The sequence below is a fragment of the Guggenheimella bovis genome, assembly GCF_054492335.1.
The window spans coordinates 255,492-275,274 of record NZ_JBQWTF010000001.1 but is presented as its reverse complement, the minus strand read 5'-3'; the positions used below and the strand labels follow the sequence as shown (position 1 = coordinate 275,274).

General features: G+C 45.1%; 17 protein-coding genes. 15 read left to right on the top strand and 2 right to left on the bottom strand.

The genetic code is table 11. The features are described from left to right. Nucleotide 1 precedes the first annotated feature (1 nt). The 6 genes from ACUB3H_RS01475 to glyA all read left to right on the top strand — a co-directional run bounded on the left by ACUB3H_RS01475 (nucleotide 2) and on the right by glyA (nucleotide 7,694). Nucleotides 2-571 carry an FG-GAP repeat domain-containing protein gene (locus ACUB3H_RS01475; RefSeq protein ID WP_459128879.1) on the top strand — a complete coding sequence of 190 codons (570 nt, stop codon included), beginning with the start codon at nucleotides 2-4 and terminating at the stop codon, nucleotides 569-571. Between the two features lie 73 nt (nucleotides 572-644). Next, nucleotides 645-2,741: a DUF3160 domain-containing protein gene (locus ACUB3H_RS01470; RefSeq protein ID WP_459128878.1), complete on the top strand. Its 2,097-nt coding sequence runs from the start codon at nucleotides 645-647 to the stop codon at nucleotides 2,739-2,741. Between the two features lie 237 nt (nucleotides 2,742-2,978). Next, a complete protein-coding gene (hisS, locus tag ACUB3H_RS01465; RefSeq protein WP_459128877.1) occupies nucleotides 2,979-4,268 on the top strand; it encodes a histidine--tRNA ligase in 1,290 nt (429 codons plus the stop codon). Beyond that, nucleotides 4,268-6,052, top strand: coding sequence for an aspartate--tRNA ligase (gene aspS, locus ACUB3H_RS01460; protein WP_459128876.1), 1,785 nt, complete (start codon nucleotides 4,268-4,270; stop codon nucleotides 6,050-6,052). The genes hisS and aspS overlap by 1 nt, the downstream gene beginning before the upstream one ends. Then, nucleotides 6,031-6,474, top strand: a complete 444-nt coding sequence (locus ACUB3H_RS01455) for a SoxR reducing system RseC family protein (RefSeq protein ID WP_459128875.1) — start codon at nucleotides 6,031-6,033, stop codon at nucleotides 6,472-6,474. The genes aspS and ACUB3H_RS01455 overlap by 22 nt, the downstream gene beginning before the upstream one ends. Beyond that, nucleotides 6,471-7,694 carry a serine hydroxymethyltransferase gene (gene glyA / locus ACUB3H_RS01450; RefSeq protein ID WP_459128874.1) on the top strand — a complete coding sequence of 408 codons (1,224 nt, stop codon included), beginning with the start codon at nucleotides 6,471-6,473 and terminating at the stop codon, nucleotides 7,692-7,694. Before ACUB3H_RS01455 ends, glyA begins: the two co-directional genes overlap by 4 nt. Before the next feature lie 25 nt (nucleotides 7,695-7,719). Here glyA and ACUB3H_RS01445 read toward each other — a convergent pair whose 3' ends face one another. After that, entirely contained in the window at nucleotides 7,720-8,283 is a 564-nt protein-coding gene (locus ACUB3H_RS01445; RefSeq protein ID WP_459128873.1) for a hypothetical protein, read from the bottom strand. 7 nt (nucleotides 8,284-8,290) lie between these two features. After that, complete coding sequence (locus ACUB3H_RS01440; protein ID WP_459128872.1) at nucleotides 8,291-9,355, bottom strand: D-alanyl-D-alanine carboxypeptidase family protein; 1,065 nt, start codon at nucleotides 9,353-9,355, stop codon at nucleotides 8,291-8,293. Nucleotides 9,356-9,446: 91 nt separating this feature from the next. Between ACUB3H_RS01440 and ACUB3H_RS01435 the strand changes: the two genes are divergently transcribed. From ACUB3H_RS01435 to ACUB3H_RS01395, 9 genes are all read left to right on the top strand, one after another. Next, nucleotides 9,447-10,841 carry a sigma-54 interaction domain-containing protein gene (locus tag ACUB3H_RS01435; RefSeq protein ID WP_459128871.1) on the top strand — a complete coding sequence of 465 codons (1,395 nt, stop codon included), beginning with the start codon at nucleotides 9,447-9,449 and terminating at the stop codon, nucleotides 10,839-10,841. A 125-nt stretch (nucleotides 10,842-10,966) separates the two neighbouring features. Next, the gene (gene ord / locus ACUB3H_RS01430) at nucleotides 10,967-12,007 is read left to right on the top strand and encodes a 2,4-diaminopentanoate dehydrogenase (RefSeq protein ID WP_459128870.1); all 1,041 of its coding nucleotides are present in this window, start codon (nucleotides 10,967-10,969) and stop codon (nucleotides 12,005-12,007) included. A 2-nt stretch (nucleotides 12,008-12,009) separates the two neighbouring features. Continuing rightward, the gene (gene ortA, locus ACUB3H_RS01425; RefSeq protein WP_459128869.1) at nucleotides 12,010-12,309 is read left to right on the top strand and encodes a 2-amino-4-oxopentanoate thiolase subunit OrtA; all 300 of its coding nucleotides are present in this window, start codon (nucleotides 12,010-12,012) and stop codon (nucleotides 12,307-12,309) included. After that, on the top strand, nucleotides 12,302-13,708 hold the full coding sequence (gene ortB, locus ACUB3H_RS01420; protein ID WP_459128868.1) for a 2-amino-4-oxopentanoate thiolase subunit OrtB: 1,407 nt from the start codon (nucleotides 12,302-12,304) through the stop codon (nucleotides 13,706-13,708). Before ortA ends, ortB begins: the two co-directional genes overlap by 8 nt. Further along, nucleotides 13,708-14,082, top strand: coding sequence for a D-ornithine 4,5-aminomutase subunit OraS (gene oraS, locus ACUB3H_RS01415; protein ID WP_459128867.1), 375 nt, complete (start codon nucleotides 13,708-13,710; stop codon nucleotides 14,080-14,082). The genes ortB and oraS overlap by 1 nt, the downstream gene beginning before the upstream one ends. Beyond that, nucleotides 14,079-16,283 carry a D-ornithine 4,5-aminomutase subunit OraE gene (oraE, locus tag ACUB3H_RS01410; RefSeq protein ID WP_459128866.1) on the top strand — a complete coding sequence of 735 codons (2,205 nt, stop codon included), beginning with the start codon at nucleotides 14,079-14,081 and terminating at the stop codon, nucleotides 16,281-16,283. The genes oraS and oraE overlap by 4 nt, the downstream gene beginning before the upstream one ends. Next, nucleotides 16,284-17,648, top strand: a complete 1,365-nt coding sequence (locus ACUB3H_RS01405) for a GlmL-related ornithine degradation protein (protein WP_459128865.1) — start codon at nucleotides 16,284-16,286, stop codon at nucleotides 17,646-17,648. Nucleotides 17,649-17,706: 58 nt separating this feature from the next. Then, nucleotides 17,707-18,753, top strand: a complete 1,047-nt coding sequence (locus ACUB3H_RS01400) for an alanine racemase (RefSeq protein ID WP_459128864.1) — start codon at nucleotides 17,707-17,709, stop codon at nucleotides 18,751-18,753. Then, entirely contained in the window at nucleotides 18,753-19,772 is a 1,020-nt protein-coding gene (locus ACUB3H_RS01395) for a WG repeat-containing protein (RefSeq protein ID WP_459128863.1), read from the top strand. The genes ACUB3H_RS01400 and ACUB3H_RS01395 overlap by 1 nt, the downstream gene beginning before the upstream one ends. Nucleotides 19,773-19,783 lie beyond the last annotated feature (11 nt).

Sequence of the window (19,783 nt, the reverse complement as noted above, 5' to 3'; positions counted from 1 at the left end):
GATGAAAAAAATGATTCCTTTCGCGCTTCTTTTAGTGATCTCTTTGATCACTTTTCGAAGCGCCTTTCTTTTCGATCTAGACCAGGATGGAAAAGTTGAGCTTCTCCTTTTTACGCGCTTTTCTCCTAAAAGAATGATCATTAATGACGGGGTTACCTTCGTCCAAAGAAACGTAGAGGATTTAAACATTTGGAAGGTTACAAGTGGTGATATCGACCACAATGGAACATTAGACCTAGGACTCGGAGTCTTTAAAAAGAGCCCCTACCATCAGGTGATGGCAAAGAGGCTTTTCTATTACACCTATAAAAACGGTGACATCCTTCCGCTCTTTCGAGCCTCGAGGACATCACTTCCTTTAGAAGACTTCTGGACCGTTTCATTTTCCGAAAAGACAAGACCCGTCGTAAAGGAGAGGACAGAAGATGGAAAATATGTCCTAAGTATCTATGACTGGCGTGGCTTTGGCTTTTACCTCATAAAGCGCTACGGCCCCTATGAAGATTTTGCCTATGAGCATCTCGTCCTCACGACTAAGGATGGTAAAATTATCAATATAGACGACAAATAAGTCAAAATCGTGTTAATTTGCTTGATTAATACCGACAGTCGTTGTAATCTACAGGTAAAGAAAAGGGGGAAATATGAAGAAGATCATCGCTTTATTACTCATATTTGTTTTCGCGTTTTCTACAGCATGTCAGTCGACTCCTGCGGTAAAGAGCACGGAACCTATTCGAGAAGAGACGAATGAGACAGAACTTCAAACCATGGAACCAGAAAAGGTCCAAGTAGAAAAAGCCGACGTCAAGATGGATCCTGTAAAAAAGGACCTCTCAAACGTCAAGAATTTAAGTGCTGTGATGGAGCGCCTAAAAGATGGGGAGGCACCACTAACGAAAGAGGATCTCGGAAAGCTTTCAGAAAATGGCTTTGTCTTTGTAAAAAGTAACTACGAGCAGCCCTGGTTTATCTATGAAAATAACGACTACCTAGGGATCGGTTCCTTTGTCACAGTAGACTCTGTGATGCATCTCTATCACATCTACTTTGATGCACTCTTACGAGAGATTGAGCATACGCATCTTGCGACCGACCTTATGACCATTACAGAGACCATGGTAAAAGACCTCGAAACGCTAAGAACGAAGGTCACCAATTCCTTTGTGAAAAAGGAAGTTGACCGTGCACTCTGCTACTTTAGCGTACCACGTTACTTTTTAAATGAGTCCAACCCTCTACCAGAAGATCCCGAACTTCGTTCTGTGGTAGAAAAAGAAATTCAAAACATCGAAGCCGAGGAGATGGCTGTTTCTCCTTTAATGGGGAAGGACCTTGACTATTCTTTCTTTAAGGTCAGAGGTCACTACAACCGCTCTGAAATCTTAAAGAACTACTTTAGAGCTCAAAGCTGGTATGGCACAAATGCCATGATGTACTACAAAGAGAAGAAGCCTTTAAAAGAGAATGCCATGATGAGTCTCATCATCGCAAAGACGCTTTTAGAGGACGAGGAAGCACTCTCCCTTTGGATGAAAAACTACGAGATTACACGCGCTTTCGTGGGCGATAGTGATGATCTAAATCATGAGGATTTAAAAGCGGCACTTCCTAATGGAGACATCGAATCCTGGACTGAAAAGGATGCAGAAAGCTTCTTTAACGTCCTTCCAAAGCTTAGAAAGCCTAAACTCGGCTACGTGCATGTTCAAACGCCACAGGACGATTCCGATCAGCAGTACCGCTTCATGGGTAATCGCTATACTTTGGATATCGATATCTTAACTTCGATCGCAGAAAAGCTTTTAAATCCAGAGCATCCAGGCGTACCGTCGGCACTCGACGTATTCTCAGCCTTTGGATCAAAGGAAGCCTTTGACATCCGTTCAAAAGAGGTCAAAGACTACGATAAAGTCATCGCGGATGCACCGAAGAACATCGACAACTACTTTAATAAGGACTTAAACCTCTATGAGGGCTGGCTCGACTTCTTAAGAGACTTCGGTAAGAGCTATCCAGAAGGCTATCCAAGCTTTATGCAAAGTAAAGCTTGGGCTAAAAAGGAACTCAATAGTGCCTTAGGTAGCTACAGTCAGCTAAAGCACGACACCGTCCTCTACGGAGAGCCTTTGATGGCAGAGTTAGGTGGTGATGGAGAGCCCGTTGAGATGCTTTCTACGAGCTACGTAGAACCGAATATCCTCTTTTATCAAAAGCTTACGAACCTTCTCGTTCTTACTCGCGATGTGCTTCAAAAGTACAACATCTATGATGACGTGAAGGATCTCGTAACACCTCTAGAAGAGATCGTTTCAAACCTTCACCGCATAAGTGAAATAGAGCTTCAGGGCGAACCCCTTTCCAAAGAAGATAACCTCTATCTTCGCTACATCGGTGGAGCGATGGAAGCGATTTCCATCGAATTTGACCTAAAAGACGACAGCTGGTTCCACCTAGAAGACCGCTCTGCTCGAAACATGGCACTTGTAGCAGACATTGGAAATGTGAAGGACGTAGTCTCGAACCAGTATGTCGTTTTAAGTGAAGCCATTGGACCTGCACACGTGATCTATGCGATTGTTCCTGGAGAAAATGGGGAACCGGTCGTAACGAGAGGCCCTGTCTATAGCTACTATGAGCTCTTTGAAAAGGAGCGCTATGACGATGAATCGTGGCAAAACCGAGTGTTTACAGAAGATGTTCCAAGACCCACTTGGCTTCTTGATCTCTATCGTAAATAACTTGACGAAGAAAAACGATTCGAGTAAAATAATCTTAGATCTGCGAAGAAGGAGTACGTTTTAGTGACTTCATAGAGAGGTTCCGGTTGGTGCAAGGAGCTAAGAAGCTAATTCCGAAGACATCTTCAAAAAATGCAGAAAATAATGAAGTGGACCATTTGGTCAACTAGGGTGGCAACGCGGGTTAACTCGTCCCTAAATAGGGACGAGTTTTTTATATTCTGAAAGGAGCAGGGGATGCTACAAAAACCAAAAGGAACGAGAGACTTTTTACCAGAACAGGCGAGAGTGACGAGACTGATTGAAGAAGCATGTATCCATACGGCCAAGCGCTTTGGCTTTGAAGAAATTCGTTTTCCCATGTTTGAAAAGACAGAGCTCTTTGAACGCGGGGTGGGTGAAACGACAGACGTCGTAAAAAAAGAGATGTTTCGCGTCATTAGTGCAGCGAACCTAGAAAAATACAAAGAAGGAAGCTACGACCTTAAAAAGGAAGGCTTGACTCTTCGCCCCGAAGGAACAGCTTCGGTCGTTCGAAGCTTCATTGAAAATAAGCTCTATGCACTTAGACAACCAACCAAGCTCTTTTATCTCGGTTCAAACTTTAGAAACGAGCGTCCTCAAGCTGGCCGCTTCCGTGAGTTTACGCAATTTGGCGTAGAGGTCTTCGGATCTACTGATCCCTTTACAGACGCTGAAGTCATTAGCCTTGCTTATTCCATTTTAAAAGAAAATGGCCTTGACGACGTGGTGCTTTCGATCAACTCGATCGGTTGCCCTAAGTGTAGACCCGTCTTTAATGAAGCACTAAAGAGCTTTTTAGCCGATAAAGTCGAAAAGCTTTGTCACGACTGTCAGGAGCGCTACGAGAAGAATCCTCTTCGCGTGATTGACTGTAAGATTCCAGAGGATCAGGAAATGATCAAAGGTCACCCAGTCATGCTCGATTACCTCTGTGACGAGTGTAAGGAGCACTTTGAAGGCGTGAAACATGCGCTCGACCTACTCGATGTGAAATACGTCGTAGATCCTAGTATCGTTCGTGGTCTCGACTATTACCAGAAGACGGCCTTTGAATTTAAATACAAACCACTCGGTGCACAAGATACCGTCTGTGGCGGCGGTCGCTACGATGGACTCGTCGAACAACTCGGTGGCCCTGTGATGCCTGGAATCGGCTTTGGCATGGGTATGGACCGCTTGGTGCTTGCGAGAGAGGCAAAAGGAAATCTTCCGACTTTTGATGAACGTAGTGGCATTTACGTATTAAACCTTTCTGATAACGAAAGAGATGATGCGATAGAACTTGTAAAGAAACTAAGAAATGAAAAGCTACGAGTTGAGCTAGAAGTCACCTCAAAGAGCATGAAAGCAGCATTAAAGCACGCTGATAAATCGCTTTTCCGCTACCTCGTACTCATCGGTGAAGAAGAAAAGAAACAAGGGAAATACATGCTCAAAGATTTAGAGCATTCGAGTCAAGAGCTCGTAAGTTTTGAAGAGCTCCTAGAGAAAGTAGGAAAATAATGGCAGAACAACTAAAGAGAACTCATTATGCAGGTCTCATGAGAATTGAGCATGTCGGAGAAACTGTCGTGCTCGCTGGTTGGGTTCAAAAGAAGAGAAACTTAGGAAGTCTCATTTTCGTTGACCTCAGAGACCGAGAAGGAATGATGCAACTCGTCTTTAACGAAGAGACCGATCCAGAAATCTACGAAAAAGCATCATCTTTAGGTCGTGAATTCGTCATCACGGTAGAGGGAGAGGTAGCAGAACGAAGTGCTAAGAACGCTACACTTCCTACGGGTGATGTCGAATTACTTGTAAAGAAGCTCATCGTTCACTCGGAAAGCGAAGTGCCACCTATCTTTATTAGTGATGATGATACAGCCAAGGAAGAGCTTCGCTTGAAATATCGCTATCTCGATTTGAGAAAGAAATCGAAGCTCGACATCCTACGTATGCGCTCTAAGATGAATAACGTCATTCGTAACTTCTATATCGAAGAAGGCTTTATTGAATTTGAAACGCCAATTCTATGTAAGCCGACACCAGAAGGAGCGAGAGACTATCTCGTACCTGCGAGACTCTCACCAGGTCACTTCTATGCACTTCCTCAGAGTCCTCAAATCTTTAAGCAGCTCTTAATGATCGGTGGGGCTGACCGCTACTTCCAGATTGCTCGTTGCTTTAGAGACGAAGACCTACGTGCTGACCGTCAGCCGGAGTTCACTCAACTCGACACGGAGTACAGCTTCGTCACACAAGAGGATGTACTCGATGTCAGTGAACGCATGCTTCAACGCGTCTTTAAAGAGATCAAGGGAGTCGAACTCACTCTTCCGCTTCCACGAATTAAGTACCTCGATGCTATGGAGCGCTACGGTACCGATAAGCCTGATACGCGCTTTGGACTTCTCATTCAAAACTTCGATGAGCTCTTTACAGCAAGTGGTTTCAACCTCTTCCGCTCAACCATTGAAGAGGGTGGAACAGTTCGTGGCATCTTTGTAGAGGGAGAGAATCCTTTCTCTAAAAAGGAACTCAAGAACCTCGAAAACCAAGCTAAGACATATGGAGCGAAGGGTCTTGCGCACGTCATCATTGACGATGAAGTGTCAGGATCCATTCAAAAATTCTTATCAGAAGATGAGATCACTTCGTTAAGAGAAATGGCTGAAGGAAAGAAGGGAATCTACTTCTTTGTTAGTGATAAGAAGAAGACAGCTCTAACTGTTTTAGGAAACCTTCGTAACTACATCGCAAAGGAAAAGGAACTCTATGATCCTAAACGCATCGATGCTCTTTGGGTTGTCGATTTCCCTGCCTTTGAGTACGACGAGGAGTCAGGCCAATACATTGCACAGCATCACCCCTTTACAGCTCCTAAGGAAGAGGACATTCCCTACCTTTACTCTGGAGACCTCGGTAAAGTCATGGCCAACTGCTACGATACCGTTATTAACGGTTATGAGTTAGCGAGTGGTTCCATTCGTATTCACGACAGTGGATTACAATCTAAGATCTTTGAGCTCCTAGGATTCACTCCAGAGAGCGCCAAGGAACGCTTTGGCTTCTTCATCGATGCCTTAAAGTACGGTACTCCGCCTCACGGTGGCATCGCATACGGCTTAGACCGACTTGCGATGATTTTAGCTGATACCGATAGCATTCGAGACGTCGTCGCTTTCCCGAAGACACTTCAAGCGACCGACCTTATGAGTGACGCTCCCGGAACGATCGAAACAATTCAACTCGACGAGCTTCACATTCAAACGAAAGGAGTGCCATGTCTGTCCGAGCAAGAGTAATCGCTACAGAAGGAAATATTCTGACTCTTCGAACCATTCAAGAAAGCGGCTGTGATGGCTGCAAGCAATGCGCTAAAGGTCAGGAGGAGATGGAACTACAAGCTGTGAGCGATGTGAGTTATCCAGTAGGCTCCTGGGTAGAAGTAGACATCGGCGCAGCAGAGTTAAATGCTATTAGTCTTCTCGTCTACGGTGTGCCACTTCTCATTATGCTACTAGGCATTTTCATAGGGAATGTCATCTTAAAGCGAGAGCTCTTAGGATTTTTAATCGGTTTTTTAGGAGTAGTCCTATACTTTCTATGGCTCAAAGCACGCCAGAAGGACATCAATAAAAATAACCGCTTTTCTGCCCGAGTTCTAGGATCAGTAGATCCTGAAGCTATACAAATTCAATGCAAGAAACCAAAGGAGGTTCGATGAAATTAGCTGAAAAAGATCCCTCTTTATTTGCCCTAATAAAGAAGGAGGAAGAACGTCAGCTTTTAGGATTAGAGCTCATTGCGTCAGAGAACGTCGTAAGTGAAGCCGTCCTTGAAGCTGCAGGGTCCATCTTAACGAACAAATATGCAGAAGGATATCCAAAGAAACGCTACTACGGTGGCTGTAAGGTCGTAGACGAAGTTGAACAACTCGCCATCGACCGCTTAAAGGATCTCTTTCAAGCAGAGCATGCAAACGTTCAACCGCACTCTGGCTCACAAGCCAACATGGCAGCTTACCTTGCGCTATTACAACCAGGCGATAAAGTCCTAGGAATGGACCTCACTGAGGGTGGACACCTGACACACGGTTCTCCAGTCAACTTCAGCGGACAATTCTATCACTTTGATAGCTACGGAGTAAACGAAGAAGGAATCATCGACTACGATGCACTTTTAGCTCGCGCTAAAGAGGTGCAACCGAAACTCATCGTAGCTGGAGGAAGTGCTTACTGTCGAATAATCGATTTTAAGCGTTTCCGTGAGATTGCAGACGAAGTCGGAGCGTATCTCTTAGTCGACATGGCTCACATTGCAGGTCTCGTTGCGACGGGACTTCACCCATCACCTGTGCCTTACGCTGATGTCGTTACGACGACGACGCATAAGACACTTCGTGGACCCCGTGGTGGTGCAATCCTCTGTAAAGAGGTTCATGCGAAAGCCATCGATAAAGCACTTTTCCCGGGAAGTCAAGGCGGCCCCTTAGAGCACATCATCGCTGCTAAAGCCGTCGCTTTCTTAGAAGCAAAGGATCCAAGCTTTAAATCCTATATGGAGCAAGTCTTAAAGAACACGAAGACCCTGGCCGAAGAATTTATGAAAAACGGCTATAAGGTCGTTAGCGGTGGAACAGATAACCATCTCTTCCTCGTTGACCTTAGAAGTAAGGGACTTACAGGAAAAGAAGCACAAAAGCTTTTAGGAGAAGTCGACATTACAGTCAATAAAAATACCGTTCCCAATGAGACGGAAAGTCCATTCGTTACGAGTGGAATCCGCATTGGAACGGCTGCTGTTACTAGTCGTGGAATGGTCGAAGAGGATATCGTAAAGATCGCAAAGCTCATGGACGATGCCCTCATGAAAAAGAGACCGGTAGAAGAAATTACAAAAGAAGTTCACGACCTAACGAAGAGCTTCCCACTAAGAAAAGAGTAAAGGAGATTCGAAAGAATCTCCTTTTTTAAATGGTCCAAGCGTTATGAACGATGGCGACGAGCTTGTAGGTACCTTTTTCTTGTTCAAAGACGAGGATGAGGCTCGACCAGTCGATTCCTGCATACTCTTCATTAAAACCTTTAAAGTGATACTCGATCGTCGTCGCGTTAGGGTAGAAACTCTTAATATTATTGGTCGTATTTCCCTGTCCCGTGAAGTCATTCACATTCACAACCGGGGCAGTGAGATAGTCGTGATCGTAGATAAATTCCTTGTAGTAGTCGGAAAAACTCAGTTTCATCGGTTCACCAGATCCGTCGTAAGAACCCCAAGTGAGGATGTCTTCCTTGGTAAAGTCCGCTGGTTTTAAGACAATGTCGCTTTCTGTCACGTAGGAGTAGGGGCTAAAGCGAATGCCCTTGGAACTTGTTAGCGTTTCAAGCTTGCTCCAGTCTTGGTCTTTTAGTGTGACGAGAACCTCATAGCCTGCCTTATCGATAGAGTTCGAGGGAGCAATATCTGTAACCGCATCTGGAACGGCAGAGAAGAGACTCATGGAGATGATCATTAAGATGAGAAAGAAAAACATGTTTTTCCTACTTTCTAAAATTTACGTACTTGGAGTGAATCCAGGCGGGTTCTTCTTTAAAGAAGATTTTGATCCAATCACCCTGATGCTCGTAGTACCTCATAGAATCGCCTTTTTTTAGTTTCCCTAAGATTGTTGACTGTGTATCGGGAGACGTTCGAACGTTTAAATCATCTGTAACGATCTCGATCGTACCGAGCGCTGTGAGATCCTTTTCTAAGATCTTTTCAGCCTCTAATTTGTAGTACTCTTCGAGCGTAATATTTTTTTCTTTTAGCTCTTTTGCAAGCTTTTCTCCTACATAGCGGTAGTGCCACGATTCATACGCATAGCCTGTGATCTCTTCTTTTCCTTCGGGGTAGCGAAGGATAAATCCATACTTATGAGCGTTGTCTCTTAAAAAGATTCCTTCTGGATGATCGAAAAAGTGATCAGGGAGACTGTCCTTGTAGCCGAGGTCTAAGGCAAGCCCCATTTCGTGTTCGCTTCTTCTAGGATAAGCAGAGTAGAGGACAGCGTTCACTTTATTCTTCTTTTGATAGTTTTCATAAAGCGTCTGTTGGTACTCTTTGGTTCTATAGGCACTTACGACGACAATGGTAAGCCCTTGATCGGATGCATCCTTTTCAAGCCTCGTCCAAGCTTCTGCCGCTTCCTTACGTAGCTCTAACGTCCTTGTACTGTTCGTTTTAATTTCCACGAGGTCTGTCGGAGCGTATTCGTCCGATAAGCTATTAAATTTATTCACGACTGAGGTCGTCGTCACATCCTTTAAGGGAACAGGGGCGATGGACGACGGATCGAAGCTTCTTAAGCCCGTCTTCGTCGTGATAAAGTGCAATCCTTCTGTTCCAAAGGCTTTATTCTTTTCAAAAGGTGCCAAGGGAATCTCATGGACAATCGGAGCGATTGCAGGTTCCTCGGTCTGTACCTCAGGTTCTGTCGTTTCTTTTTCTTTGACTTTTTTGGGCTCGTTTGTCTTTTCGCTAAAGATGCTGTCTCGTTCTAAAAGATCGGTACAGCCTGTGAGTAAGAGCAAAATGACGAGGCCCGTAGCCATCCATTTTTTCATAAAAAACCTCCCATCTCCATTATAGACGAAGTGCAGAAAAGAGAGAGTGCAAAATTCTTTGCGTTTTGCTATAATGGTCATGAGGTGGCTTATGCAGACGAAGGTTTTAAGAAAAATATTACAGATATTATTAGACAACATGGAAGAAGGCGTCCACATCGTCGATGAAAACGGGCTTACACTCGCTTATAACAAGGCGATGGAAGACATCGAGGGCTTAAATCCACAGGAGGTCTTAGGAAAGCCCATTAGTGACCTCTTTCCAAGGATGAGCGTCAATAACTCCACGCTCCTACAAGCCTTAGAGCATGGAAGAATCGTAGAAAATCATCAGCAGGATTATACGAACCTAAAAGGAAGAAAGATCTCTGCTCTCAATACGACCTTTCCTGTGATCGTAGAAGGGAAGGTCCGTGGAGCGATCGAGCTTTCGAGTAACGTCAGTGACGTCAGAGAGCTATCGATGGAGCTCAATAAGCTTCAAAGTGCAGAGCTTGGAGAAGATCTTCCAAACTACTACACTTTCGATTCCATCGTAGGTAGTTCGATGCTCATGAAAAAGGTCGTAGACCTCGCAAAGAAGTGCGCCCAGACCGAGGCGACCGTCCTCATCGTCGGTGACACGGGAACAGGTAAGGAGCTCATCGCCCAGAGTATCCATAATGGTTCCAAACGCTCAAAGCGACCCTTTGTTGCGATCAACTGTGCATCCCTCACAGAAAGCCTCTTAGAGAGCTTACTCTTTGGTACGGTAAAAGGCGCTTATACAGGGGCAGTCGACACCAAAGGACTCTTTGAACAAGCGCATACGGGAACGCTCTTTCTAGATGAAATTAACTCCATGAGTTTAAACCTTCAGACGAAGATTCTACGTGTTCTTCAAGAAGGCTTTGTCCGTAGAGTAGGAGGCACGAAGGATACGAAAGTAGACGTTCGAATTATCGCCGCAACGAACTCTTCGCCTATGATACAGGTTGAAGCGGGTACGCTTCGAAGAGACCTCTACTATAGACTAAATGTCATGCGAGTCGACCTACCGAGTTTAAATGAGCGCGAAGGAGACATTGAAGAGCTCGCATTTCACTTCTTAGATTACTACTCGGAAAAGCTTGGAAAATCGATCGAAGGCATCGATTCCGAGCTTCTAAAGCGCTTGAAACTTAAAACCTACCGTGGTAACGTGCGTGAACTTCAGCACCTCATTGAAAGTGCCGTGAGTCTTAAGGAAGACGACGGCCCGCTTGAGATCAAGGACATGCCGAACCACTTCTTTATCGAGATCGAGGATCGTCTCGTTTCTCTATACAATGAGGACGTTTCGCTCATCGAGTACCTTGAACGCATTGAAAAGAACGTCATTTTAGCGGCTTTTGGTAAGGAAAACGCCAATATTTCAAGGACTGCAAAGCGTCTAAAGATACCGAGACAAAATTTACAGTATAAACTAAAAAAATATAGCATTCTTGAGTCAGAAAAAGCCCACTAGTGCAAAATATTTTTCGAAAAAAAGAAAATTATTTTGCATCTAGTCTGTATTCTACACGTTTAGAGCAACTTAAACTGGCACAAGAATTGCTTATATAAAGACAAACTCAAGGAAAGAGGTATATCATGAAACAAAACGTACGTGTCATTATCTTCGGATTCGGAGCAATGGGCTCCGGCATGGCAAGAATGCTCCTCAAAAAGAAGGGCGTTGAGATCGTCGGCGTTGTTGACAAGTTCAACCAAGGCAAATCCATCTACGAGCACCTAGGCGTAGATCGTGGTGAGCACCAAGACGTCAAAATCGGTTCACCTCAAGATGTCATCAAAGAAGGCGCTGCAGATGTCGTTCTTCTTTGCACAGACAGCTTCACAAAGGGCGCATTCGACAAGATCAAGATGATCGTTGAACAAAAGATCAATGTCATCACAACAGCAGAGGAAATGAGCTACCCACAAGCACAATCTCCAGAACTCGCTGCTGAAATCGATCGCTTAGCAAAAGAAAACGGCGTATCTGTCCTCGGCACAGGAATTAACCCAGGACTTATCATGGACCTTTTAGTACTCATCTTCACAGGCTGCATGGAAGAAGTTGAGCATATCGTTTCACGCCGTGTAAACAGCCTCTCACCATTCGGACCAACCGTAATGGAAGAGCAAGGTATCGGTATGGAAGTTAGCGAATTCGAGAAGAAGGTTGAAGACGGAACCATGAGCGGTCACGTTGGATTTGCTGAATCCATCAACATGATTGCAAAGGGTATCGGTTGGAAACTCGACAAATTCGAACAACAAATGAAACCTATCGTTACAGAAATCGATCGTAAGAGCCCATACGGCTTTGCTAAGGCTGGTCAAGTTGCTGGTGTAGCTATGACAGCTCAAGGTTATGTAGACGGCGAAGTGAAGATCGAAATGGATCACCCACAACAAATCGAGCCTGAAATGGTCGGCGTACAAACAGGTGACTACGTTATCATTAAAGGTAACCCATCCATCAACATGGTTAACAGCCCAGAGGTTGAAGGTGGAATCGGAACGATCGCTATGGTCGTAAACATGATCCCACACGTAATCAACGCTCGTCCAGGTCTCAGAACAATGTTAGACCTACCTGTTCCACGTGCCATCATGGGTGACATGAGAGACTTAATCGAGGAGTAATCATGATTCAAAAAGGAAGCTGGGTGAGAATTCACGGCATCGCTTTAAAACCAGAAGAGCGTGCTACGAACTTACCTGAAGAAACCAAAAAAGTTCCGCTTGAATTCTGGACAAAGGGAAGACTACAACAAGACGCTGAAATCGGCGACACGGTTACTGTCATCACTGCTGTCGGAAGAAAGCAAGAAGGAACGCTCGTCGAAGTAAATCCGATTTACGAGTTAAACTACGGTAAGCTCGTTCCGGAACTGATTGCCATTGATGAGCAGTTGCGTTCCTTATTGGAGGAGATCAATGACTAAATCAGATCAAATTTTACTCGAAAAAAATGACATCATGAAAAAAGCGATCGGTATCGACTACGATTCCTTCGAACAAGAAGGTATTGCATTCGACTACGAGCGCATGATGAAAGAAGCTGGTTATTCAATCAGCGAGCTCCAAGAGATTCAATCTCACTTCTTCGTAGGTAATACGAGAATTATCGAGCTCTATAACTTAACAAAACTCGCAAGATCACTCGCTCCAAAGGGATACGGCGCTCGCATCATGATTAAAGATGAGGCGACAAACCCATCTGGAAGCTTCAAGGCACGCCGTGCATCCATTAGCGTCTATGAAGCAAAGCGTCTTGGCTATAAGGGAATCCTTACAGCAACGAGTGGTAACTACGGTGCAGGTGTTGCTTCTTTAGCTGCTAAAGAAGGCTTAAAGTGCATCGTCGTTCAAGAGACTTTTGACGGAAATCACGTCGGTCAACCAGAAATCGTAGAAAAGGCTAGAGCATGCGAAGCTTACGGCGCTGAAGTTTATCAGCTCACAGTAGGACCAGAGCTCTTTACAACTTTCCTACAACTTCTTAAAGACACAGGTTACTTCAACGCATCTCTCTATACGCCATTTGGTATCGCTGGTGTTGAGACACTAGGATATGAGATTGCTATGGATATGCGCGAAAAATACGGCAAAGATCCTGAAGTAGTCGTTGCGACAAACGCTGGTGGTGGTAACCTCACTGGTACAGCTCGCGGACTCATTAAAGCAGGAGCTGTAAATACACGCATCGTCGGTGCAAGTGTTGACCTCTCTGGTCTCCATATGGCATCTGATACCGACTTCAACAAGAAGAGCTTCACGACAGGTCATACGGGATTCGGTATCCCATTTGCTACAAACCCAGACCGCTCGGACGTTCCGAGAAGTGCTGCTCGTCCACTCCGTTACGTCGACGAGTACTACACCGTTACACAAGGTGAAGTATTCTACATGACGGAGGCACTTGCTAACCTAGAAGGACTCGAACGTGGTCCTGCAGGAAATACATCGCTTGCTGTTGCCTTTAGCCTCGCTCAAACCATGAAGGAAGATGAAATCATCCTCGTTCAAGAGACCGAGTATACAGGCGCTGGTAAGCACTTAAATCCACAGCTTTCTTTTGCAAGAGACAATGGAATCGACGTACGCTTTGGCGATATCGAGGATCAAGTTCCTGGAAAGAACATCATTCTTCCAGAACATCCATCCATGATCAAGGCCAAGCCACTCGATCTCATGAGAATCAAGAGAAGCTATGTCAAGAACCTAAAATCGAAGATCGAAGGTCGTGAACTCAGTGCTTTAGAGATGGAATTCTTAAAACAAGAACTAAAGCTTGAGGAAGCACAAGTCAAAGAGCTCATTAAGAGCGTAATGGAGGAATAATGAAGGGATTTACCAGAGCTGATGATTTTGAAACGAGGAGAGAGCACCTCAAGGGTCTTTCAAAAGAACAACTTAAGGCTCTTTTCTGGGAGAACGTGGAAAAGATCGTAGATCCACTCCTGGTACTCGCAAAAGAAAACACCACACCATCCATCGAAAGAAGTGTTCTTCTTCGTATGGGCTTCTCTTCCTTAGAGGCACAAAGCCTTGTTACGGAAGCGATTGCAAGAAACTTGATGGGATACGGCGTAGGACACGTTGTCTATGTCGTTATGAACGAAAAGGGTCTCTCAGCGCGTGATGCGGGTCTTGCACTCATTGAGGGCAAGTATTGGGAAGACGCAGCAAAAATCCTAAAAGGAGAGATAGCATGAGCTTAGATCCAAACAAGAAATTAGATATTAGAGAGCTTCTTAAAGATCTCGATAAATACGAACCAAAACGCAGAGGCTGGACATGGAGAAAGCACGTAGAAAACCTAGACATGGGTGGACATATCTACCGTGAGTGCTCTGAGCCATTAAAGAATTCCATCGGAATTCCTGCTGCTGTTCAATACTTTGAAAACCTCGATCCACAACCAAACGAAGTCATCACGACAGAAATCGCTTCTGGACGTTTTGAAGACGATATTCGTCGTATGCGCATGGCTGCTTGGCACGGTGCTGACCACATCATGGTTATTCGTACCGCTGGTCAAAGCCACTACGACGGACTGATCGAAGGTACACCTGCTGGTAACGGTGGTGTTCCGATCTCCCGTAAGCAAGTTCGTGCTCACAGAAAAGCACTCGACATCATTGAGGAAGAAGTTGGCCGTCCGATTAACTACCACAGCTACATCTCTGGTGTCGCTGGTCCAGACATCGCAGTTATGTTTGCTGAAGAAGGCGTTAACGGCGCTCACCAAGACCCTCAATACAACGTACTCTATCGTAACGTAAACATGGTTCGTAGCTTTGTAGACGCTGCTGAAAGTAAGAAGGTTATGGCATGGGCAGACATCAACCAAATTGACGGTGCTCACAATGCCAACGCTACAGCTCGTGAAGCTTGGAAGGTAATGCCAGAGCTCATGGTTCAACACGGTATCAACTCCCTCTTCTCAGAGAAGGTTGGTATTAAACCATCAAATATCTCTCTATCTACCGTTCCACCAACCGCAGCTCCACTACCAACGATGCGTTATGACCTTCCATACGCTGTTGCACTTCGTGAATTCTTCGACCGCTACAAGATGCGTGCTCAAATGAACACGAAATACGTTACAAGCTCCTCACGTGAAGCTACCGTAACACACGTTATGAACATGATGATCAGCCGCTTAACAAGCGCTGACATTCAATCGACCATTACACCAGACGAAGGAAGAAACGTTCCGTGGCATATGTACAACATCGAAGCATGTGACACAGCCAAGCAAACACTCGTTGGCTTAGACGGTCTCCTCGACATGGTCGAACTTAAAAAAGACGGTATTCTACCTGAAACCGTTCGCGAGCTCCAAGAGCGCGCAGTCCTCTACCTTGAAGAAATGATTGAACAAGGCGGATACTTTGAAGCTGTTGAGCGCGGTATGTTCGTTGACTCCGGAAAATATCCAGAGCGTAACGGAGACGGTATCGCTCGTAAGATCGACGGTGGTATCGGCGCTGGCGCAGTCTTCAAACGTGAGAAGAACTATCTCGCTCCTGTTACTGCACACTTCGGTTACAACAATACCGAGCAGTACGGAAAGACGCCTGAAAACGTAAGTGAACTCATTGGCGGATGTACATTTGAAGATCGTTCGAAGATCATCTTCATCGATGAGCTCGACCCAGAAGATAATGTTAACGTACGTATGGCTGAGAAGGAAAAATATCGTAACACAGACCTCATTAAGCCTGAAGTTGAATGGCTCGCTGACGGTACGGTTACGATCGACATGTTCCTTCCTGTTGCAAAAGACGTTGCAAAAGTTGCAGGTCTTGAATTTGCAACAAAGATGGGCCTAGAAGAAGCAGAAGTCATCTCTGTTGAAGTCATGCATCCATCTGAAGGTACACGCGTTCAAGTGAAGGGTGTTACACCTGAAGATGTAAACGTAACAGAGCTTGAAATTCCAGAAGAACCACATATCTTAAGCAATGAAGAACTCTGGGAAGAAATCAAGGCTCATCCGATCAAAGTCGTAGCTGGTACGATCGGTAACGACGAACACAGCGTTGGTATCCGCGAAATCATCGACATCAAACACGGTGGTATCGAAAAATGGGGTATTGAAGTTGAATACCTCGGAACGAGTGTTCCCGTTGAGAAATTCGTCGATGCTGCTATCGAAATGAACGCAGATGGTATCCTCATCAGTGCGATCATCAGCCATGACGACATCCACTACAAGAACATGAAGAAAGTTCACGAGTACGCAATCGAAAAAGGCGTTCGTGACAAGCTCATCATCGCTAGTGGTGGTACACAAGTTACTCCAAACTTTGCTGTTGAAGCAGGTATGGATGCAGGATTTGGACGTGGTTCAAAGGGAATCCACGTTGCTACAATGCTCGTAGAAAAAATGAGAGAAAAGAGAAAATAAATGATTATAGTTTTTGAGATCGGTTCCACTACAACACTCGTCAACGCCTTTGATGGCTTTGGTACGGATGACGTTCGCTTTTTAGGTGGAGGTCAAGCTGAAACAACAGTTCTTGAAGGTGATGTGACAATCGGTCTTAAAAACGCGCTCAGTGATCTCTCCAAACAATTTGAGGTTCCCAGCAGTTTCGAAGGGGTGTTTGCCACCTCTTCGGCTGCTGGCGGCCTTAAAATGACTGTACACGGTCTAGTGCACGACATGACGGTAAAAGCCGCAAAAGAGGCAGCCCTCGGTGCAGGAGCGAATATTCGTTTTATCACGAGCGGTAAACTTCGAAGAACCGATCTAAAGCACATTCAAGAAATCCAACCGAACATCATCCTATTAGCAGGTGGTGTCGATTTTGGTGAAAGAGACACTGCTCTCTACAATGCAGAAGAAATCTTAAAACTCGATCTAAATGTTCCTGTCATCTATGCAGGAAATATTCAAAATCAAGATGAAGTTCGCCTCATGTTCGAAGAGGCAGGAAAGAGCGACTTGCTCTTTGTTACTGAAAACGTCTATCCGTCGATCGATGAATTAAACGTCGAGCCGACTCGAAAAATAATACAACAAGTCTTTGAACGTCACATTACAGAAGCCATGGGAATGGAGAAGGTGAGAGAAATCGTCACCGGTAACATCATCCCAACACCTGGTAGCGTCATGCTAGCCACCGAACTCTACGAAAAAGCCTATGGCGATGTCATCACGATCGACGTAGGTGGTGCGACGACCGACGTCCACTCTGTAACAGACGGATTAGAAGAAATTTCAAAGATTCAAATTCAACCAGAGCCCAGAGCCAAACGAACGGTTGAAGGAGATCTTGGTCTTTTCGTTTCTAGACTAGGTGTGGCTAAGGAGATTCCAGAAAAAATTGCCATGGCACGCTTAGGTTCGACGCCAGAAGAACTGAATGAACGCGTACAAAATCTAGGACCGATTCCTAAGACCGAAGAAGAAGTAAAGCTTGCGAGCTTCCTCTGCGAGGTGGCTTCAGTAGAAGCACTCAACCGCCACGCAGGAGGCATTAAGAAGCTCTACTACACGACAGGAAATAAGGCAGTAGCCATTGGTAAAGACTTAGGCGCTGTGCAGACCATCATCGGAACAGGTGGTGCTCTTACGAGACTACCTAAGATGGACGAAATGCTTAAGGACATTCACAAACAAAACCATGGCGATCGACTCTTTCCTAAGGAAGGTTATAAAGTTTATCTCGACCATGACTATATCATGGCATCGCTGGGCGTACTCAGCATGGCTCATCCCGAGGACGCTTTAAAGCTTCTAAAAAAGAGCCTGCATATTACAGAGTAATAAAAAGCCCATTCGCATAGCGAACGGGCTTTTATCATCATAACAAAGAGAGGTAATCATGTATCCAAGAATCGTTATCGACAAAGAAAAGTACCGTCAAAACGTACGAATGATGAAGGAAAAGCTAGCTAAGAAGGGAATCGCTCTAGCAGCTGTAACGAAAGTCTTCTGTGCAGAGCCAGCACTCGTCGATGTTCTCGTTGAAGAAGGCGTCGACTACATCGCTGATTCTCGCATCGAAAACTTGAAAAAGGTTGGCCCCAGAGCCAAACGTCTCCTTCTTCGTCTTCCGATGCTAAGCCAGGTGGAAGAAGTCGTAGCACACTCTGAGATGGCACTTGTGAGTGAAGTGGAGACACTCATTGCGCTTGAAATGGCTGCGAAAAAGCTTCAAAAGAAGTATGAAGTGCTCGTCATGATCGACCTAGGAGACTTAAGAGAAGGCGTACTCGAAAAGGACGTCGACAGTTTCTTCAGCATTCTTCCTAAGTTTGAAAATCTCTCCATCAAAGGCATTGGAACGAACCTCACATGCTTTGGTGGTATTCTTCCAACGAAAGAAGCGCTCACGCGTCTACTCGATGTAAAAAAACACGTCGAAGCAACGTATCACTTGGAATTACCTATCGTAAGCGGTGGAAACTCCTCGAGCCTCTACTTACTCGATGAAGATGGCATTCCAGAAGGCATCAACCTCTTACGTCTCGGTGAATCGCTCGTACTAGGTAACGACACGGCGCTTCTATGCCCGATCGAAGGCTTACACAGAGACATCTTTACGCTCGAAGCAGAGCTTGTAGAGATGAAGACTAAGCCATCGAAGCCATGGGGTAAACAAGGTGCAGACGCCTTTGGAAACTTCGTAACCTTTGAAGACAAGGGACCGATGAAACGCGGTATCCTAGCGGTCGGTAAGCAAGACGTCAACTTCAGTGGCCTGACACCACGTGAAAACGTCGAGTGCATCGGCTCATCGAGTGACCACTTACTACTCGACTTAAAGATGGGTGATTACCATCTAGGAGATATCTTCACCTTTGATCTCGACTACGGTGCACTTCTACAACTCATGACGTCACCCTACGTGGAGAAAGCTGTGAAGTAGTGAAGAAACTTCTCTTACTCCTGTTATGCATTCTACTCATCGGCTGTAGTTCAGCTGAAATCATCTGGATTCACAATGCAAACGATGTCACGTATTCAAAGACCGACCGTCTATATTACGATGGCTCCTACTTAAGTGATGAAGTTGTCTATGAAAAGGATGGACGCTTTGGAATCCTCGATAAGACGCTTTCTGTCGTCATCGAAGCAAAGTATGAAGACATTAAAAAGAAGGCGACAGGAGACTACTACCCCGCGAAAATAAATGGTCTTTGGGGATACCTCGATAAAGAGGGAAAGTGGGCCATTGAACCTCAGTTTACGGAAGCGAATGAGTTCACCTCAAGACTGGCACTCGTAAGAAAAGATGGTCTCGACCATTTCATCGATGAAAGAGGGGGAAGTCCTTTTTTCCCGTATCGTTACGCGAAGCCTTTTGTAAGGGACCTCGCTGTCGTATCTAACGATGATTCGACGACGACTCTCATCGACCCGAACGGAAAGACCGTTAAGACCTTCGAAGGCTTTATCGAAGTCCTTCCGAATGATCGCTTCGTCCTTCATAAGGGTTCACACTTTGAAATCCTCGATGGAGAGTACAACGTCATCCAGACATTCGATGGCGTCAAATTTGCGACGACCTTAAAAAATAACCTCTTTTCAGAGGACCTCTACCTCGTAAGTAAAGATGGAAAGCACTATGAAGTCTTTAATGAAAAGGGTGAACGAATAACGGAAGAATACGTACAAGCCGTCTATAGTACGGGATCGCTTCAAATGATTTTATCTCTAGAAAACGGAAAAGCACTTTACTATAACGAGGAAAAAGTCAAAGAATTGCCCTTTACCTACGTTGTCGGTGCAAGAGGGAATCACATCGTGATTCTAGACGGCGAGAAGCAAAAAATCGTAAATCTCGAAGGCAAACAACTCACTGACTTGACCTTTGATGATGTTCGTTTTATGAATGATCAGATTGTTGTCTTGGATAGAGGCATCACAGGTATCATAGAACGCTAACAAATGTTAAA

Bases quoted from the DNA above. Each gene is read 5' to 3' on its own strand.
- ACUB3H_RS01475 (WP_459128879.1), top strand. From the start codon at position 2: ATGAAAAAAATGATTCCTTTCGCGCTTCTTTTAGTGATCTCTTTGATC.
- ACUB3H_RS01470 (WP_459128878.1), top strand. From the start codon at position 645: ATGAAGAAGATCATCGCTTTATTACTCATATTTGTTTTCGCGTTTTCT.
- hisS (WP_459128877.1), top strand. From the start codon at position 2,979: ATGCTACAAAAACCAAAAGGAACGAGAGACTTTTTACCAGAACAGGCG.
- aspS (WP_459128876.1), top strand. From the start codon at position 4,268: ATGGCAGAACAACTAAAGAGAACTCATTATGCAGGTCTCATGAGAATT.
- ACUB3H_RS01455 (WP_459128875.1), top strand. From the start codon at position 6,031: ATGTCTGTCCGAGCAAGAGTAATCGCTACAGAAGGAAATATTCTGACT.
- glyA (WP_459128874.1), top strand. From the start codon at position 6,471: ATGAAATTAGCTGAAAAAGATCCCTCTTTATTTGCCCTAATAAAGAAG.
- ACUB3H_RS01445 (WP_459128873.1), bottom strand. From the start codon at position 8,283: ATGTTTTTCTTTCTCATCTTAATGATCATCTCCATGAGTCTCTTCTCT.
- ACUB3H_RS01440 (WP_459128872.1), bottom strand. From the start codon at position 9,355: ATGAAAAAATGGATGGCTACGGGCCTCGTCATTTTGCTCTTACTCACA.
- ACUB3H_RS01435 (WP_459128871.1), top strand. From the start codon at position 9,447: ATGCAGACGAAGGTTTTAAGAAAAATATTACAGATATTATTAGACAAC.
- ord (WP_459128870.1), top strand. From the start codon at position 10,967: ATGAAACAAAACGTACGTGTCATTATCTTCGGATTCGGAGCAATGGGC.
- ortA (WP_459128869.1), top strand. From the start codon at position 12,010: ATGATTCAAAAAGGAAGCTGGGTGAGAATTCACGGCATCGCTTTAAAA.
- ortB (WP_459128868.1), top strand. From the start codon at position 12,302: ATGACTAAATCAGATCAAATTTTACTCGAAAAAAATGACATCATGAAA.
- oraS (WP_459128867.1), top strand. From the start codon at position 13,708: ATGAAGGGATTTACCAGAGCTGATGATTTTGAAACGAGGAGAGAGCAC.
- oraE (WP_459128866.1), top strand. From the start codon at position 14,079: ATGAGCTTAGATCCAAACAAGAAATTAGATATTAGAGAGCTTCTTAAA.
- ACUB3H_RS01405 (WP_459128865.1), top strand. From the start codon at position 16,284: ATGATTATAGTTTTTGAGATCGGTTCCACTACAACACTCGTCAACGCC.
- ACUB3H_RS01400 (WP_459128864.1), top strand. From the start codon at position 17,707: ATGTATCCAAGAATCGTTATCGACAAAGAAAAGTACCGTCAAAACGTA.